This is a genomic window from Mumia quercus, assembly GCF_025506335.1.
Lineage (GTDB): Bacteria > Actinomycetota > Actinomycetes > Propionibacteriales > Nocardioidaceae > Mumia > Mumia quercus.
The window spans coordinates 311,335-327,676 of the sequence record NZ_JANZYO010000002.1; the positions used below are offsets into that span (position 1 = coordinate 311,335).

The window sequence follows — 16,342 nt, forward strand, 5'->3', positions numbered from 1 at the left end:
GGGCCGGAGGAGGCAGCGATGGGCTGGTATCGGGAGCACGTGGTCCCCCGCCTCGTCGACGTCGCCTGCGGCACGAAGAACACCGTCGCCTCCCGCGAGCGGGTGTGCGACGGGCTGTCGGGCGACGTCGTGGAGATCGGCTTCGGCAGCGGGCTCAACACCCCCTACTACCCTCCGGCCGTACGCTCGGTCGCGGCCGTCGAGCCGGCCGACCTCGCGTGGCGGCTTGCCCAGCCTCGCGTCCAGGCGTCCCCCGTCCCGATCCGGCGGGTCGGGCTCGACGGCGAGGCGCTGCCGCTCGCCGACGGGTCGGTGGACGCGGCGCTGAGCACCTGGACGATGTGCACGATCCCCCACCTCGACGCCGCGCTCGCTGAGCTGCGCCGCGTCCTGCGCCCCGGCGGCACCCTCCACTTCGTCGAGCATGGACTCGCCCCGGACGCGTCCGTACGCCGCTGGCAGCGTCGTCTCGAGCCGGTCCAGAAGCGCGTGGCCGGCGGTTGTCATCTCACCCGCGAGATCGTCGGCAGCATCACCGCCGCCGGGTTCACGCTCGCCGCGGTCGACTCCTTCTACGACGACGGCGTCCCGAGGTTTTTCGCCGCGCTGTCGCTCGGTGTCGCCGTCAGCCCCGGCCCGGTCAGCGGACCTTGAGCGTCAGCGTCTTCGAGCGGTACGGGAGGACGTAGCCGTTCGGCACGATCTGCACCCGCAGCTTCTGCGTCCCGCGCTTAGAGGTCGGGATACGGATCGTCACCTTGCTCTTGAGGCTCTTCGTCATCGCCGCCGAACGCAGCACCTTGCCCCTGCGGTAGACCGAGACGCGACCGGTGATGCGCGTGTATCCCGGCGCCTTCGCCTTGACCCGCAGCACGACCTTCTGGCCCCGCTTGACGCGCTTGTCGCTGAGCTTGCGGGTGACCTTCATCTTCGCCTTGTGGATGGTCGCCGTCTTCGCGATCGACGGTGCCGCGTAGAGGTTCGCCGACCCTCCGTACGAGATCGTGACCGTACGCCGCTTGGTGCGGCTGGCGGTCAGCCGGACGTCGGCCACGCCGCTGGACAGCGTCTTCTTGCCGACGACCGTCCCGCCCTCCCGGACGACGACCGTCCCGGTCGGGTGCTGGCCGTTGGCTCGGGCGCGCACCCGCAGCACCGGCTTCGCGCGCCACCGCGGAACGCCGACGTACGAGGCCGACAGCGTGCTGCGGCCCTTCGCGACCGCGAGGGTCGCCGCGCGCGTCGCCGACGAAGGAGCGATCGCGTAGTGCCCGTCGTAGCGCGCGACGAGCCGGTGCGTCCCCGCCCGGAGGTCGCGTCGCAGTCGCACGGTGGCGGTCGAGAAGTCGCCGGTCGACGACAGCGTGAGCGACGCCCGGCCCATCACGGTCGAGCCGGACCGGACCGTCACGGTCCCGCGTGGCTTCACGTTCGCCCCGTCGACCCGGACGCGCGCGGTCACCTGGTCACCTGAGGTCACCGACGTCTTGTCGTACGTCGCGGTGGTCGTGGTGGCGGCCCGGACCACGGTGACGACGAAGGTTCCGCTCTGCCCCCACGCCACAGCGGAGTCTCCGCTGTAGAGGACGGCCAGCCGCCGCGCGCCGGCATGCATGAGCTTCGGCAGCTTGATCGAGGCCTTGCCCGCCGTGTCGAGGGTCGCCTCACCCAGGACGTCGCCGCGCTCGGTGTCGACGATCTGGACGGACCCGGTCGGCACCCGCCCGGACGAGGTGACCGCGACGGCGACGTCGGTGCGGTTGCCGCCGACCGTGTACGTGGTCGGGACCGCGGACGCGCTGATCGTCGGCTTCAAGCCGGAGTTCTTCATGACGGCGTTCACCCGCGTACGGATGGTGCCCATCTTCGCGTACAGGTTGCGCCCCGGGCAGGCGGTCTGACCGACGTCGCGGTGACCGACGACCTTCGGCTTGACGACCTTCTTGCCGGTGTTGGTGGTGAACGTCCGGGTGCCGGTCGGGACGACGTGGTTGAGCGAGAACTTCCACGCGATGACGCGTGAGACGGTCTCGACGACGGCGGCCGAGGCGGCGGCGGACTCGAAGTTGCCGAGCACCGAGACGCCGAAGGTCGTCGAGTTGTTGTTGAGCGCGTGCGCGCCCACGACGTTGCGCGTGAGTCCGCCCCAGCGGCCCTCCCACGCGCGACCCCACTTGTCGACGACGACGTTGTAGCCGATGTCGCGCCACTTCAGCGCCTTCACGTGGTAGGCGTAGATCGCCCGGATCACCGAGGGCACCTCGGCCTTGGAGTACGAGTTGGAGCCCGCCGTGTGGTGGACGACGGCGCCCTGGACCTTGCCGTAGTCCGGCGCGGACTTGTCGCGGATCTTCTCGTCGGCCCCCCACGCGGCGCGCGAGCGGATCGTCGGCATCGGCGTGGCGGCCTGCGCAGCCGCCAGCGGCTTCGACTCCTTCGTCGTCGTGGTCGTGCCGAGGTCGAGCAGGTCCACCTGGACGTCGGCCGGGGCGTCCCCGTCGGCCGTGGCGACCTTCACCTGGACGGCGTCCGACGGGCCGACGATCAGCGGAGCGGTGCCGGCACGGGCCTTGGCGGCCTCGCGCGAGCCGGGGTCCGGACCGTCGTCCGAGACGTCGTCGAGGCGGTACCAGTCGGTCCACCCGCTCTCCTCGCGCGTCCGCACGTAGGTGAGGACCTCGCCGTCGACTGAGCCTGCGTCCCAGGTCACCCCGGCGACACGGAACTCGTCGGTGGGCAGCGTGGGTGTCTCGACCGCGGTCGCCACCTCGTCGGTCGGGTCGGGTGCGGGCGTCCCGTCCTGCGCGAGCGCTCCCTCGACCGGAGGTTCGGTGCTCGGAGGCTCCGCGTCCGCGCCGTCGACGGCGTACGCCGCGAGCGCGTAGCGGTGCGGATCGGGTGTCGTCCCCACGACGACCGCGTCGTTCCACGCGATCACCGGTACGGCGACGAGACCGGCCACCATCGTCGGCAGCACGGCAAGTGCGGTCTTGGTCCGAGACGTCATCGAGGGCTCCCCCAGCCGTGTGTTCCCTCCAGGCAGGGTACGTGAGCCTCTCCGAGCCGCGACTCGGAAAGACTCAGAGGCGCGTCGCCTCTTCCAGAGTAGCGAGCGTGCGTCGTGCCTGGTCAGGGCTGTCCAGGGCGAGACCGCAGGGCGGGGAGACGACCGCACGCGGAACCGTGTCGGCCTCTCCGAAGCCCAACGCCGCGAAGAACTTGTCCACCCGCCGACGTACGTCGCTCGCGTCCTGGCGGGGTGCGGCCACGCCGGGCCACAGGTCGACGCCGGCCTCGAAGACGGCGGCGAAGGCGTCGTACGACGTGGAGGCGACGAGGTCCAGGTCGAAGGAGATCGCCGCGAACCCGGCGCCGCCGAGCAGCGCGACGGGAACGTCCGGCGCACAGGTGTGCACGACCGGGCGGCCACCGGCACCACGGATCCCCCGGACGACCTCGGCGAGCGCCTCATCCGCCTCCGGGTCGTGGACGCGCCGGTGCCGACCGATCCCGCTGGCGGTCGGGACCTGTCCGTCGAGGACGGCCCGCAGTGCGGGCTCGTCGACCTGCACGAGGACCGAGGCGCCGGAGACACGGCGGCTCACCTCGACCACATGGTCGGCGACCCCGGACGCGAGCGACTGGGCGAGCTCGCGGCGGGCCCCGTGGTCGGCGAGGATGCGGTCGCCGCGGGGTCGCTCCATCGTCGCAGCGAGCGTCCACGGGCCGGCAACCTGGATCTTCAGGTCGCCCTCGTACCCCTGGAGCTCCTCCTCGAGGACGTCCAGGTCGTGCGCGAGCAGCGAGCGGGCCCTCCGCTGGTCGAGTCCTGGACGGTCCGTCAACCTCCAGCCCGCGGGCTGGAGGTCGGCGCCGAGGCCGTCGAGGAGGGCGGCGCCTCGTGCGACCATCCCGGCGCTGTCGCCGCGGGCGGGGAGCTCGGGCAGGAACGGGAGCCCGGCAAAGGTCTCGACCACGAAGCGCACGACGCCGCGGAAGTCCTCCCCCGGCATCGATCCGACACCGGTGGCCCTCATGCGCGCCCTGCGGTGGCGGCGCGGGTCGTCGCCGCGATGGTCGCCGACCCGACGACCCGACTCCCGTCGTACAGCACGGCCGCCTGCCCCGGCGCGATCCCGTACGCGGGGTCGTGGAGGGTGATGTGGACACGGTCGCCGTCGTCGCGGGACTCGACCTCCACGGTCGCGCGGTGCTCGTCGCCGTGCGCACGCAGCTGGACGGTGCACGACACCCGACCCGCCGGCGGTGTCGCGCACCACAGCGGGCGGATGCCCTCGATCTTCTCGACCACGAGATGCTCGCGCGGGCCGACCGTGACGGTGCCGGAGACCGGCTCGATGTCGAGCACGAAACGGGGACGTCCGTCGGCGGCGGGTCGACCGAGCCGCAGCCCGCGGCGCTGCCCGATCGTGTACGCGAAGGCGCCGTCGTGCTCGCGCAGGACCTCGCCCTCCTCGTCGACGATCACGCCGGGCTTGGTGCCGAGCTTGTCGTGCAGCCAGCCCGGGGTGTCCCCGTCGGCGACGAAGCAGATGTCGTGGCTGTCGGGCTTGTGGGCGACCTGGAGACCACGGCGCTCGGCCTCCCGGCGCACCTCGTCCTTCGTGTCGGTGCCCAGCGGGAAGAGGGAGTGCGCCAGCTGGTCCGCGGTGAGGACACCCAGCACGTACGACTGGTCCTTGGCATGGTCGACTGCGCGGTGCATCGCGACCGTCCCGTCGGGTCCGGTCTCGAGCCGGGCGTAGTGGCCCGTCACGACCGCGTCGAACCCGAGCGCGAGGGCACGGTCGAGCACCGCGGCGAATTTGATCTTCTCGTTGCAGCGCAGGCACGGGTTGGGGGTGCGGCCCGCGGTGTACTCGGCGAGGAAGTCCTCGACGACGTCGGCGTGGAACTCCTCGCTCATGTCCCACACGTAGAACGGGACGCCGATCACGTCGGCGGCGCGGCGCGCGTCGTTGCTGTCCTCGATCGAGCAGCAGCCGCGGGCGCCGGTCCGGTACGACTTCGGGTTGCGCGACAGCGCGAGGTGCACGCCGGTGACGTCGTGCCCGGCGTCCTTCGCCCGTGCCGCAGCCACGGCGGAGTCGACCCCGCCGGACATCGCAGCGATCACACGCATCAGGTCCTCACCCCCACGCGGGCGGCGGCGCACGCCCGCTCGTACACGCCGGGAAGGGCGGCCAGCAGCCGGTCGACGTCGGCCTCGGTGGTCGTGTGCCCGAGGCTGAAGCGCAGCGAACCGCGTGCCGCGGGCTCCTCCATGCCCATAGCGAGGAGGACGTGGCTGGCCTGCGGGACTCCCGCCGTGCAGGCCGATCCAGTGGAGCACTCGATGCCCTGGGCGTCGAGGAGCATGAGGAGCGAGTCGCCTTCGGCCCCGGGGAACGTCACGTGCGCCACGTGCGGGAGGCGGTGCTGCGGGCCCGCCTGCGGGTCACCGTTGACGACCGCCTCCGGGACGGCCGTACGGAGTCCGTCGACGAGACGCTGCCGCAGCGCCTCGAGGCGTGCCGACTCTGCGACCCGCCGGCCGACGGTGACCTCGAGCGCGGCGGCGAACGCGGCGATCGCCGCCGTGTTGAGGGTGCCGGAGCGCAGGTCGCGCTCCTGCCCACCACCGTGCAGCAGCGGGACGGCCTCGACCTCGCGGCGGACGACGAGCGCCCCGACACCCGTCGGCCCGCCGATCTTGTGCGACGAGACACTCATCGCGTCGAGCCCGCTCGCGGCGAAGTCGACCGGCAGGTAGCCGACCGCCTGGACCGCGTCGCTGTGGACCGGGATGCCGTGCTCGGCGGCGCGTGCGACCACCTCCGCGACCGGCTGGACCGTCCCCACCTCGTTGTTGGCCCACATACAGCTCACGAGCGCCACGTCGGAAGGCATGTGCTCGAGCTGGGCACCGAACGCGTCGAGGTCGAGACGACACTCGCGGTCGACGGCGGCGAGGTCGACGACCGCGCCCTCGTCCTTGGCCAGCCACGTCAGGGGGTCGAGCACGGCGTGGTGCTCGACGACAGAGGTGATCACGCGGCGGCGCGCCGGGTCGGCCGTGCGCCGCGACCAGTACAGGCCCTTGACGGCGAGGTTGTCGGCCTCGGTGCCGCCGGACAAGAAGACGACCTCGCTGGGCCTGGCTCCCAGCAACCGCCCGACGAGCTCGCGGGCCTCCTCGACCGTACGCCGGGCGGCCCGACCCGAACCGTGCAACGACGAGGGGTTGCCACCCTGCAGCATCGTCGCGTTCATCGCCTCGATCGCCTCGGGAACCATCGGCGTGGTCGCCGCGTGGTCGAGGTAGGAGATCGGGCTCTGCGCGAAAGTCATGACGAATCCAGACTAGTCGGCCACCTGTCGTGTACGTACGCCTGCCGGGTGCCAGGCTGGGTGGATGAAGCACCTCCCCACAGGACGGATGCGCCGGCACGAGGACCACGCGGACATCGTGTACACCCGGATCCTCCCGGCGCCGCCTGCCCAGGCCTGGGACCAGACGATGTCGGATCCCCCGTTCGGCGACGACGACGCCACGGCGGTCGCCAGCGAGCCGCCCGAGCACGCGACCGTGCGCATCGGCGAGGGCGAAGGTGCGGGCGAAGGTGCGGTCATGGACGTCTACCTGCGTGGGCGCGACGACGGGGCCACCGACCTCCAGCTGGTGCTGCACGACGTCGACGCGTCCATGCTGGGAGAGCGAGGACCACGCGGCGACTACCTGCTGGACCGGCTCGTCGCGCGGATCGCCGGAGAGGTCGAACCTGGCTGGGACTCCTACTACCCTGCGGGACGGGCGTACTACGAGACGCTCGCCGCCAGCGACGAGGAGTGAGATGAGCACGTTCGACATCGAGGGACTGGGCACGGTCAACCGACTCGGGTTCGGCGCGATGCGCCTCACCGGTCCCGGCATCTGGGGAGAGCCTGCCGACCGGGAGGTCGCGCGCACGGTCGCCCGCCGTGCCGTCGAGCTCGGCGCCGACTTCATCGACACCGCCGACTCGTACGGGCCGTACGTGAGCGAGGAGATCCTCGCCGAGGCGCTCGCGCCGTACGACTCCGGCGTGCGGATCGCGACCAAGGCGGGCCTGGTCCGGACCGGCCCCGACGAGTGGTGGCCGGTCGGGCGCCGCGAATACCTCCAGCAGCAGGTCGAGATGAGCCTGCGCCGGCTGCGGACCGACGTCCTCGACCTCTTCCAGCTCCACCGCATCGACGCCAAGACCCCTCGCGAGGAACAGTTCGAGACGCTCGCGCAGCTCCGGGAGGACGGCAAGGTGCGTGCCGTCGGCCTGTCGCAGGTGAGCGTCGCCGACATCGAGGAGGCCCAGCGCTACGTCCCGGTGGTCACGGTCCAGAACCGCTACAACCTCGTCGACCGCAGCTCGGCCGACGTCCTCGACTACTGCACGGAGCACGGCATCGGCTTCATCCCGTGGGCACCGGTGGACGCCGGCGAGCTCGCCGCGCAGGACGGGCCGGTCGCCCGTGCCGCCCAGGCGTACGACGCCACGCCCGCGCAGGTCGCCCTCGCCTGGCTGCTGCAGACCTCGCCGGTGATGCTGCCGATCCCGGGGACGGGCTCGGTCGCGCACCTCGAGGAGAACATGGCGGCGGCCGACCTCGTGCTCGACGCCGAGACCGTGGCCGAGCTCGACGCGGCGGCCTGACATGGACGTGTCGATGCACCTTCCGCGGTTCGACGTCGCGGGCGGTGCCGCCGCGGTCGCCCCCACGTACGCCGAGGTCGGCGCGATCGCCGACGGCGGCGGGGTGCGCACGCTGTCGGTGATGGACCACTACTTCCAGATGGAGCACTACGCGGGCGGCCCCACCGACCCGATGCTCGAGGCGTACACGACGCTCGGGTTCCTCGCCGGGCGGACCGAGCGCGTGGGGCTCCAGGTCCTGGTCACCGGCGTCCCGTACCGGCATCCCGGTCTGCTCGCGAAGATCGTCGCGACGCTCGACGTGCTCAGCGGAGGTCGCGCCACGCTCGGGATCGGCGCGGGGTGGTACGAGCGCGAGCAGCTCGGGCTCGGCATCCCGGTGTGGCCGGCGGCCGAGCGGCTCGCGCGGCTCGAGGAGACGCTGCAGATCGTCGCGCAGATGTTCGGCGACGACGACGGCCCGTACGAGGGGCGCTACTACAGGCTCGCGGAGACGCTCTGCGAGCCGAAGCCGCTCGGCCCGGTGCCGGTCATGGTCGGTGGCGGCGGCGAGCGCAAGACGTTGCGGCTGGTCGCGCAGTACGCCGACGCGTGCAACCTGTTCGCGCAGCCCGGGTCCGGGACCGACGGCGTCCGGCACAAGCTCGCGGTGCTGCGCGACCACTGCGACGCGCTCGGGCGCCCGTACGAGGAGGTCCGCAAGACCATCCTGTGGAACGGTCCCGTGCCCTTCGACGGCTCCTTCACCGACACCTTGGCCTCGTACGCGGAGGTGGGGGTCGACGAGGTGTTCGTGATGCCGATGGAGGCGGACCTGGTCGCGTTCGCGCGCGGGGTCGTCGACCACGTCGTCGAGCCGGCCGCCGCGCTGTAGCGCGGGTCGTCACAGCCCCTGCGCGGCCCTCCACGCGTCGAACGCCTGCACAGACGTGTACGCCGGCACGTAGCCGAAGACGGTCTTGAGGCGGGTGTTGTCGAGGACGGGCCGGTACTGGAGGAACTTCGTCTGCTCCGGGCCGTACTGCGTCAGGCGCAGCGGCTTGGCGACGGCGAGCCCCGCGCGCAGGACCACCTCGGGGATCGGCAGGGTGCCCCGGCCGAGACGCGCGGCGATCTCGTCGATCGTCAGCGCCCCGTCACCGGCCACGTTGAAGACCCCCGACACGTCGGCGGTCACCGCCCGGACGACGATCGCGGTGAGGTCGGTGTCCCAGACGAACACGAACGGCGAGTCGGACCCGGCGATCTTGAGCAGCCGCTTCTTGCGGAACAGGTCGGTGATCTGGTTGTCGACCCGCTCCCCCAGGATCGTGCCGATGCGCAGCACGGTCTGCTCGAGCTCGGGATGGTCGCGGCGCGCGTCGGCCAGCATCTCCTCGACGAGCCGCTTGTGGCGGCTGTACGCGAAGGCGTCGTTGCCGCGGACCGGCTGGTCCTCGGTGATCCACGCAGGGTTGTCGGCGTGGTACCCGTACGCGGCGCCGCTGGAGGAGACGACCAGCCGGCGTACGCCGTGGGCGAGGGCCGCGTCGAGGACGTGGCGGGTGCCGTCGACGTCGACGCGGAACGCGAGGTCGTCGGTCATCCCCGGCGGCGGATTCACGATCGAGGCGAGGTGGACGACCGTGTCGATCTCGTACGAGGCGACCGCGTCGGAGACCGCCTGGGCGTCGGTGACGTCGACGGTCTCGTACGTCACCCCCGCGACGCGCTCACGCGGGTCGCGGACATCAGCGCTGACGACCAGCGCTACCCCGGGATCGGCGGCGAGCCCCGGGACGACCGAGGAGCCGAGGAACCCGGAGCCGCCCGTGACGAGCACACGACGGCTCATGCGGCGACCTCCGTCCGCTCCTCACGTACGGGCCGTCGTGCCCACAGGGAGGCGACGACGAGCCCGGCGATGATGTCCCAGATCCCCCACCAGGCGGCGACGAGCGCCATCCCGCCGAGGCCGTCGAAGAACTCGAACACGAGCAGCAGCCCGAGCCCGGCGTTGCGGATGCCGACCTCGAAGGTCATCGCGCGCGTGCTCCGGTCGGGCAGGCGAGCGCTCCGCGCGATGCCGTACCCGAGGGCCATCGCCAGCGCGTCGTGCAGGAAGACCGCGATCACCACGACGCCGATGTAGGCGACGAAGATGTCCCAGTTCGTCGAGATGCCGACGAGGATGATCGCGCCGAGGGCGAGGAACGCGACCTTGCTGACGATCCCGTGCGCGCGGGCGGCGAGGCCCGGCCACAGGCGCGCGACGGTGATGCCGAGGACGAACGGCAGGCCGATCACGAGCACGACTTCGCTCAGCATGTCCCAGGGCGTCACCTCGATGGTCTCGAGGAAGTCCTTGCCGCTGGGGTGCAGGCCGCCCCAGAACGCGAAGTTGAGCGGCATGAGGAAGATCGCCAGCACGTTGCCGACCGAGGTCATCGCGACGGAGAGCGCGACGTCGCCGCGGGCGCGGTGCGTGAGGATGTTGGAGACGTTGCCGGGCGGGCAGCACGCCACGAGGATCATGCCGAGCGCGACCGAGCCCCGGACGTTGAGCGCCAGGGTCAGGACGAAGGTGATCGCCGGGAGCAGCAAGAACTGGCCGGCGATCGCGACGCCCATCGCCAGCGGCTTGCGGGCGGCGGCCCGGAAGTCCTCGAGGCGGGTGTCGAGCGCGATGCCGAACAGGATCGTGCCGATGACGATCTTGAGCAGCGTCAGCGACGACTCGTTGAAGGTGATGCTGATCGCGTCGACGTCGCCGGCGGCGAGCAGAGCGAGGTCGGTCACGAGGGCTCCTCGGGGGCGGTACAGGCGGTGTGACCTAAGGCACGCGGCTCAGTGTGCCAGACCACATCCGCGGGCCCGACGCGTGCTCACCGGAAGTCCCGCGACACCGTGCGCATCGTGATCGGCAGCCGCTCCAGCCGGTCGGCGTGCAGGTTGGTCGCGCCGTCGCGCCGCTCCACGATCCCCCGGACGATCAGCGCGCTGGAGTCACGGGCCACCCGTCGGTAGCGCGACCACAGTCCGGCCGTGCAGATCACGTTGAGCATGCCGGTCTCGTCCTCGAGGTTGAGGAACGTGACTCCCCCGGCGGTCGCCGGCCGCTGCCGGTGCGTCACCAGCCCCGCGACCTCGACGCGCGACCCCGGCTCCACCCCCGCGAGGTCCGCGACCCGCAGCACCCCGCGTACGCGCATCGCGTCGCGGACGTGGTCCATCGGGTGGCTGTCCGGGGCGATCGTGGTCGCCCACAGGTCGGCCATCGTGACCTCGGCGTCGCTCATCCCCGGCAGCATCGGCGCCTCGCTGAGCACCGTCGTCCCCTCGAGCTGACCGGGGCTCTCCTGCGCGGCCGGGCCCGCCGACCACAACGCCTCGCGCCGCGACAGCCCGAACCCCTCGAACGCCCCCGCCGTCGCCAGCGCCTCCACCTGCGCCGACGTCAGGGCGACCCGACGCGTGAGGTCGGTCATCGACGCGTACGCTCCGCCGCGGGCGCGTTCGGCGACGATCCGCTCCGCCGCGTCCTCACCCACCGAGGTGACGCCCGCGAGCCCGAGCCGTACGACGAACCGTCCGTCGCGGCGGTGCCACACGTGGTCGAACGGCGCGTCCGGGTCGAAGTCGCCGACCGGCGGCTGGTCCTGCAGGAGGCAGGAGTCATGGCCGGACGCCTCGCGAGTCACCCGCGAGTGCGCGAGGAGTGACTCGCGGGTGCGCGCGGAGTGGCTCGCGGGCTCGAGGTCGGCCTGGGCGCCGGAGAGGTTCACGTCCGGGCGCAGCACCTCCACGCCGTGGCGCCGGGCGTCCGCGACGAGACTCGCCGGCGAGTAGAACCCCATCGGCTGCGCCCGCAGCAGCCCTGCGAGGAAGGCGCCGGGGTAGTGCAGCCGCAGCCACGTGCTCGCGTACACCAGCAGCGCGAAGCTGATCGAGTGGGACTCGGCGAACCCGAAGCTCGCGAACGCCTCGATCCGCAGGTAGATCTCGTCGGCGAGGTCGCCGGTGATGCCGTGCGCGGCCATCCCCGCGTACAGCTTCGCCCGGAGCCGCTCGATCTTCTCGACACCCCGCTTGGACCCCATCGCCCGCCGCAGCAGGTCGGCGTCGTCGCCGGTGCAGCCGCCGATCTGCATCGCGATCTGCATGAGCTGCTCCTGGAACAGCGGCACCCCGAGCGTGCGGCGCAGCACCGGCTCGAGCGCCGGGTGGAGGTAGGTGATCGCCTCCTCCCCCGTCCGCCGCCGGATGAACGGGTGCACCGCACCGCCCTGGATCGGCCCCGGCCGGATCAGCGCGATCTCGCAGACCAGGTCGTAGAACTCGCGCGGCTTCAGCCGGGGCAGCGTCCCGATCTGCGCCCGGCTCTCCACCTGGAACACCCCGACCGAGTCGCCGCGGCAGAGCTGGTCGTAGACCCCCTTCTCCTCCTTCGGGATCGACGCCAGGCTCCACTGCTCGCCCACGTGCTCGGCCACGATGTCGAACGTGTGCTGGATGGCGCCGAGCATCCCGAGGCCGAGCAGGTCGAACTTGACCAGCCCCATCCAGGCGCAGTCGTCCTTGTCCCACTGCAGGACGGTGCGGTCCTCCATGCGGGCGTGCTCGATCGGGCACACCTCCCCCACCGGCCGGTCGGTGAGCACCATCCCTCCGGAGTGGATGCCGAGGTGGCGCGGTGCCTTGAGGAGCTGGTCGGCCAGGTCGAGCACCGGCTCGGGGACGTCCTCGGTCGCCTCGTCACGCGGCAGGCTGCTCCAGCGGTCGATCTGCTTGGACCACGCGTCCTGCTGCCCCTGGGAGTAGCCGAGCGCCTTGGCCATGTCACGGACGGCCGACTTCGGCCGGTACGAGATGACGTTGGCGACCTGCGCGGCGTTGTGGCGCCCGTACTGCGCGTACACCCACTGGATCACCTCCTCGCGCCGGTCGGAGTCGAAGTCGACGTCGATGTCCGGCTCCTCCTCGCGGCTGGCCGACAGGAACCGCTCGAACGGCAGGTCGAACTTCACCGAGTCGACCGCGGTGATGCCGAGCGCGTAGCAGACGGCGGAGTTCGCCGCCGAGCCTCGGCCCTGGCAGAGGATCCCGCGGCTCTTCGCGAACGCGACGATGTCGTGGACGATGAGGAAGTAGCCCGGGAAGTCGAGCTCCTCGATCACCGCGAGCTCGGCCTCGAGCCGCTCGTACGTGCTGGGCGGGGCGTCGCGGTAGAGCTCCGCGGCACCTCGGCGTACGAGCTCGCGCAGCCACGACATCGGCGTGTGGCCGGCCGGGACCTTCTGCTTCGGCAGCCGCGGCTTGGCGCGCCGCAGCTCGAACGCGAGGTCCGCGGCCACCTCCGCCGTCCGCTCGACCGCGCCGGGGTAGCGGGCGAACAGGCGCGCCATCTCGGCGCCGGAACGCAGGTGCGGCGGACCGGCCGCGGGCAGCCAGCCGTCCATCGCGTCCAGGCTGCGCCGCGCCCGGACCGCGGCGACCGCCCCCGCGAGCCGCCGGTCCTCGGGTGTCGCCGCGTGCACGTTGCCGGTCGCCACGACGGGCAGGCCGAGCCGCTCGGCGATCGCCGCGAGCGCGTCGTTGCGCACCGAGTCGTACGGGTCGCCGTGGTCGGTGAGCTCGACGAGGACCTGGTCGGCGCCGAACCGGTCGAGCAGCGCCCGCACCTCCTTCTCGGCAGCCACGTCGTCGACGTCCGTGCCGGACGGTCCTACGAGCGCGCGGCGTACGGCGCCCTTGCGGCAGCCGGTCAGCACCACCGCGTGCCGGCCGAGCCGGTCCGCGAGGTCGTCGAGGTCGTACGCCGGCTTGCCCTTCTCCCCTCCGGCGAGGTGCGCAGCGGTGAGCGCACCGGCGAGGCGGTGATAGCCCTCCTGCCCCCGGGCCAGCACGAGCAGGTGCGTGCCCTCGGGGTCGGCGGCGCCGTTCTGGGGCCCGGACAGGCCGAGCGACAGCTCCGCCCCGAACACCGTCGGCAGACCGTGCACCGCAGCCGCCTCCGCCATCCGGACCACTCCGTAGAACCCGTCGTGGTCGGTCAGCGCCAGCCCGGCCAGCCGCAGCCGCACCGCCTCCTCCACCAGCGCCTCGGGGCTGCTCGCGCCGTCGAGGAAGCTGAAGTCGGAGTGCGCGTGCAGCTCGGCGTACCCGACGTACGGCTCGTCGGGTGCGGGCACCTCGAGCGCCTCGGTCGGTGCGTACGGGGCGCGCTTGCGCGAGAACGCCGGGCCGTCCCCGCCGTCGGGTACGTCGAAGCCCTCGGGCGCCGGGTGCTCCTCCGGCAGCAGCCGTCCCGACAGCCGGCGCTCGAGCTCCGACCAGGGCATGTCCGGGTTGTTGAACCCCATAGGTCAGGTCACCTCCTCCCTCCTGACGTCATACGTTCAGCGGGTCGGGACCCCCGTTGCGTATGACGTCCCGACGTGGCTCCGCTCAGTCGTAGCGGGCTTCCACGCACCAGGCGCCGTCGCTGACCCGCAGCAGCCAGGCGCTGCCGTCGACGCCGACGATCTGGAACCGTGCCGCACGCACCGCCTGCTCGGCGTCCCACCAGCGCTCGTCGACCGGCCACGGCCCCGTCCACGCCGCGACGGGTTGCAGCCGCTCCTCGACGCCGAAGCGCGCCGGCGCCGCCGTCACCATCCCCCGCTCGCTCACGGCGACCTGCTGGCCCGAGGCCCCGACCACCCGAGCCGGACGGGGCGGGTCGTACACGGTGGCCGGAGCCGGGGCGGGCAGGCTTCCCGGCCACGGCGGGACCGGCGACCGCTCGGCGGTGAGCGGGTCGCCCCAGGGCACCAGCGTCTGCCGGTCCGACGGGCTCCTCCCGCCGCCCACGACGGCCGACACCACCGCCTCCCGGCCCAGCATGCTCTGCACCTTCGACGCCGCGCGGTGGACGCGTGCGTCGGCACCGCTCCCCCACAGGCCTTCGGCGTGGTCGGTGACCGGGGCGACGTCGGCCGGGACGAACCGCACCGCGCTCACCGGCGCGCCCACCGCCGACACCGCACCGGCCGGCCCCGGACGTGCCTGCAGCTGCCAGCGCACGCGGTCGACGAGGTCGCCGGCGTCGAACCACCGCGGGTGCAGCCACTGCCGCTCGGCGGTCTCGCCCTGCTCGGTGTGCACCTCGATCCAGACGCTGGTGCACACCATCTGCCGCGCGGCGATCGCGGACACGAACGCCTCCGCCGTACGCCGCACGCTGAAGGCGACCGCCTCCGCGTCCTCCAGCGGCGGCTCGAACCTGACCTCGCGCTCGAGGTCCGACGGCGGGCGCCGTCCCGCGAAGGGCCGGTCGTCGACCCCGCGGGCGAGCCGGTGCGCGAGCGCACCGTCGTCGCCGAACCGGGTGCGGACGTCGGTCGGCGGCAGCGCGGCGAACGCACCGAGTGTACGCAGCCCGAGCCGCTGCAGGAGGCTCACCAGCTCGGGCCGGTCGAGCACACCCACCGGCAGGTCGCGCAGGAACGCCCCCGCCTCCCCCGGCGGGACGACCACGCAGTCTTGCGGGAGCGCCTGGCGTGCCGCCTGCTCGGCGGCGAAGACCGCGTCGGCGACACCGAACCGGACGTCGTCGACACCGAGCTCGACGAGCCGCTCCGCCAGCACCGCCGCCGCATGCTCCTCGCCGCCGAAGTAGCGACCCGGGCCCGTCACCCGCACGGCGCACGTCCCCGGGCGCAGCGGCTGGACCCCGGGCGCGATCTCCTCCACGGCGGCCAGCACCGGCTCGAACGCGCGGACGTCCAGAGCAGGGTCGTAGTCGAGGGTCACGAGGTCGGGGCACCGGGCCTGCGCGTCACGCATCCGCTGACCGCGGCGCACCCCGTCGGCGCGCGCCGAGGCCGAGCACGCCCGCACCTCTCCGTGCTCGAACAGCGCGATCGGCGCCCCGCGCGGGAGATCGACCCCGGCCCCGGTGTGCGTCACCGCCCGGACCGGCCAGTCCGGGCACCACAGCACGAGGGTGCGCGTCATCAGCTCGCCACCTCGAGCCGGCCGGGGAGCGTGACGACAGGGGCGTCCGGCTCGACCATCGTGTCCAGCCAGAGCGGGGTGCGGTGCGGACGCCCTCCGCGTCCGGTCGCCGAGACGGTGACCCGCCGGCGCTGCAGGTGGCCGTGGCCCTCGCCCACGCCGGTCCAGCTGCTCTCGCTGACCTCGAGCCGCCCCTGCGGCCGCGGCCACACCCCGGGACGGTCGGCGAGCACGACGAGGGTGGTCCGGTGCTGACGGAGCCGGGCGGCGACCCGCTGCGCCTCGCCGTCGCGTACGGCCAGGGGCGGGCGCAGCAGGATCGCGTCGGTCACGTCGGCCAGCGCGCCCACGACGTGGGGCCAGTGCTCCCCGGGGCTCGGGACGAGGATGGTCCGCTCCAGCGCGACCCCGAGGGCGGCGGCCGCCTCGGCCCCCAGCTCGGGGACCCCGACGACGGCGCACCATCCCCCGGCGGCCGACGGACCGGCGAGGAGCGCGGTGGAGAGGCTGAGCGACGCGGCGACCTCGTACGTCGCGCCCCGGAGGAGGCCTCCGGGGACGACCCGGCTCAGCGCCGGAAGGGTCGGCAGCGGGTCACGCGCAGGGGCTGTGCCCTCCATCGCGCGGACCCGCGCGGCGAGCTGGTCGAGAAGTGCTGCACCCGTCACGCCTCC

At 72.9% G+C, this 16,342-nt stretch carries 13 protein-coding genes; 4 read left to right on the forward strand and 9 right to left on the reverse strand.

Annotated elements, in window-relative coordinates:
- The first annotated feature begins 18 nt into the window (after positions 1-18).
- Positions 19-654, forward strand: coding sequence for a class I SAM-dependent methyltransferase (locus NYZ95_RS04875; RefSeq protein WP_262849273.1), 636 nt, complete (start codon positions 19-21; stop codon positions 652-654).
- Here the strand turns inward: NYZ95_RS04875 and NYZ95_RS04880 are convergent.
- The 4 genes from NYZ95_RS04880 to NYZ95_RS04895 all read right to left on the reverse strand — a co-directional run bounded on the left by NYZ95_RS04880 (position 641) and on the right by NYZ95_RS04895 (position 6,351).
- Positions 641-3,007, reverse strand: coding sequence for an Ig-like domain repeat protein (locus NYZ95_RS04880; protein WP_262849275.1), 2,367 nt, complete (start codon positions 3,005-3,007; stop codon positions 641-643). The two genes, NYZ95_RS04875 and NYZ95_RS04880, sit on opposite strands and share 14 nt — an antisense overlap.
- A gap of 73 nt (positions 3,008-3,080) precedes the next feature.
- Positions 3,081-4,037 (reverse strand): uroporphyrinogen decarboxylase/cobalamine-independent methonine synthase family protein, encoded by a 957-nt coding sequence (locus NYZ95_RS04885; RefSeq protein WP_262849276.1) that lies wholly within the window; start codon positions 4,035-4,037, stop codon positions 3,081-3,083.
- Complete coding sequence (gene mnmA / locus NYZ95_RS04890; protein ID WP_262849278.1) at positions 4,034-5,143, reverse strand: tRNA 2-thiouridine(34) synthase MnmA; 1,110 nt, start codon at positions 5,141-5,143, stop codon at positions 4,034-4,036. Before mnmA ends, NYZ95_RS04885 begins: the two co-directional genes overlap by 4 nt.
- Positions 5,143-6,351: a cysteine desulfurase family protein gene (locus NYZ95_RS04895; RefSeq protein ID WP_262849280.1), complete on the reverse strand. Its 1,209-nt coding sequence runs from the start codon at positions 6,349-6,351 to the stop codon at positions 5,143-5,145. The genes mnmA and NYZ95_RS04895 overlap by 1 nt, the downstream gene beginning before the upstream one ends.
- A 64-nt stretch (positions 6,352-6,415) precedes the next feature.
- Here NYZ95_RS04895 and NYZ95_RS04900 point away from each other — a divergent pair, with 64 nt between their 5' ends.
- The 3 genes from NYZ95_RS04900 to NYZ95_RS04910 are packed head-to-tail and all read left to right on the forward strand — an operon-like array spanning position 6,416 to position 8,565.
- The gene (locus tag NYZ95_RS04900) at positions 6,416-6,853 is read left to right on the forward strand and encodes a hypothetical protein (RefSeq protein WP_262849282.1); all 438 of its coding nucleotides are present in this window, start codon (positions 6,416-6,418) and stop codon (positions 6,851-6,853) included.
- A 1-nt stretch (position 6,854) separates the two neighbouring features.
- Positions 6,855-7,691: an aldo/keto reductase gene (locus tag NYZ95_RS04905; protein WP_262849284.1), complete on the forward strand. Its 837-nt coding sequence runs from the start codon at positions 6,855-6,857 to the stop codon at positions 7,689-7,691.
- A 13-nt stretch (positions 7,692-7,704) separates the two neighbouring features.
- Positions 7,705-8,565: an LLM class F420-dependent oxidoreductase gene (locus NYZ95_RS04910; protein ID WP_262849286.1), complete on the forward strand. Its 861-nt coding sequence runs from the start codon at positions 7,705-7,707 to the stop codon at positions 8,563-8,565.
- A 9-nt stretch (positions 8,566-8,574) separates the two neighbouring features.
- On the opposite strand, the gene NYZ95_RS04915 is transcribed toward NYZ95_RS04910, so the two are convergent.
- The 5 genes from NYZ95_RS04915 to imuA' all read right to left on the reverse strand — a co-directional run bounded on the left by NYZ95_RS04915 (position 8,575) and on the right by imuA' (position 16,336).
- Positions 8,575-9,525, reverse strand: a complete 951-nt coding sequence (locus NYZ95_RS04915; RefSeq protein ID WP_262849288.1) for an SDR family oxidoreductase — start codon at positions 9,523-9,525, stop codon at positions 8,575-8,577.
- Positions 9,522-10,469 (reverse strand): bile acid:sodium symporter family protein, encoded by a 948-nt coding sequence (locus tag NYZ95_RS04920; protein ID WP_262849290.1) that lies wholly within the window; start codon positions 10,467-10,469, stop codon positions 9,522-9,524. Before NYZ95_RS04920 ends, NYZ95_RS04915 begins: the two co-directional genes overlap by 4 nt.
- Before the next feature lie 86 nt (positions 10,470-10,555).
- A complete protein-coding gene (locus NYZ95_RS04925; protein WP_262849293.1) occupies positions 10,556-14,032 on the reverse strand; it encodes an error-prone DNA polymerase in 3,477 nt (1,158 codons plus the stop codon).
- 85 nt (positions 14,033-14,117) lie between these two features.
- Positions 14,118-15,668, reverse strand: coding sequence for a DNA polymerase Y family protein (locus NYZ95_RS04930; RefSeq protein ID WP_262849296.1), 1,551 nt, complete (start codon positions 15,666-15,668; stop codon positions 14,118-14,120).
- On the reverse strand, positions 15,668-16,336 hold the full coding sequence (imuA', locus tag NYZ95_RS04935; RefSeq protein ID WP_262849298.1) for a DnaE2-dependent mutagenesis accessory factor ImuA': 669 nt from the start codon (positions 16,334-16,336) through the stop codon (positions 15,668-15,670). Before imuA' ends, NYZ95_RS04930 begins: the two co-directional genes overlap by 1 nt.
- Positions 16,337-16,342: the final 6 nt, after the last annotated feature.

Bases quoted from the DNA above. Each gene is read 5' to 3' on its own strand.
- NYZ95_RS04875 (WP_262849273.1), top strand. From the start codon at position 19: ATGGGCTGGTATCGGGAGCACGTGGTCCCCCGCCTCGTCGACGTCGCC.
- NYZ95_RS04880 (WP_262849275.1), bottom strand. From the start codon at position 3,007: ATGACGTCTCGGACCAAGACCGCACTTGCCGTGCTGCCGACGATGGTG.
- NYZ95_RS04885 (WP_262849276.1), bottom strand. From the start codon at position 4,037: ATGAGGGCCACCGGTGTCGGATCGATGCCGGGGGAGGACTTCCGCGGC.
- mnmA (WP_262849278.1), bottom strand. From the start codon at position 5,143: ATGCGTGTGATCGCTGCGATGTCCGGCGGGGTCGACTCCGCCGTGGCT.
- NYZ95_RS04895 (WP_262849280.1), bottom strand. From the start codon at position 6,351: ATGACTTTCGCGCAGAGCCCGATCTCCTACCTCGACCACGCGGCGACC.
- NYZ95_RS04900 (WP_262849282.1), top strand. From the start codon at position 6,416: ATGAAGCACCTCCCCACAGGACGGATGCGCCGGCACGAGGACCACGCG.
- NYZ95_RS04905 (WP_262849284.1), top strand. From the start codon at position 6,855: ATGAGCACGTTCGACATCGAGGGACTGGGCACGGTCAACCGACTCGGG.
- NYZ95_RS04910 (WP_262849286.1), top strand. From the start codon at position 7,705: ATGCACCTTCCGCGGTTCGACGTCGCGGGCGGTGCCGCCGCGGTCGCC.
- NYZ95_RS04915 (WP_262849288.1), bottom strand. From the start codon at position 9,525: ATGAGCCGTCGTGTGCTCGTCACGGGCGGCTCCGGGTTCCTCGGCTCC.
- NYZ95_RS04925 (WP_262849293.1), bottom strand. From the start codon at position 14,032: ATGGGGTTCAACAACCCGGACATGCCCTGGTCGGAGCTCGAGCGCCGG.
- NYZ95_RS04930 (WP_262849296.1), bottom strand. From the start codon at position 15,668: ATGACGCGCACCCTCGTGCTGTGGTGCCCGGACTGGCCGGTCCGGGCG.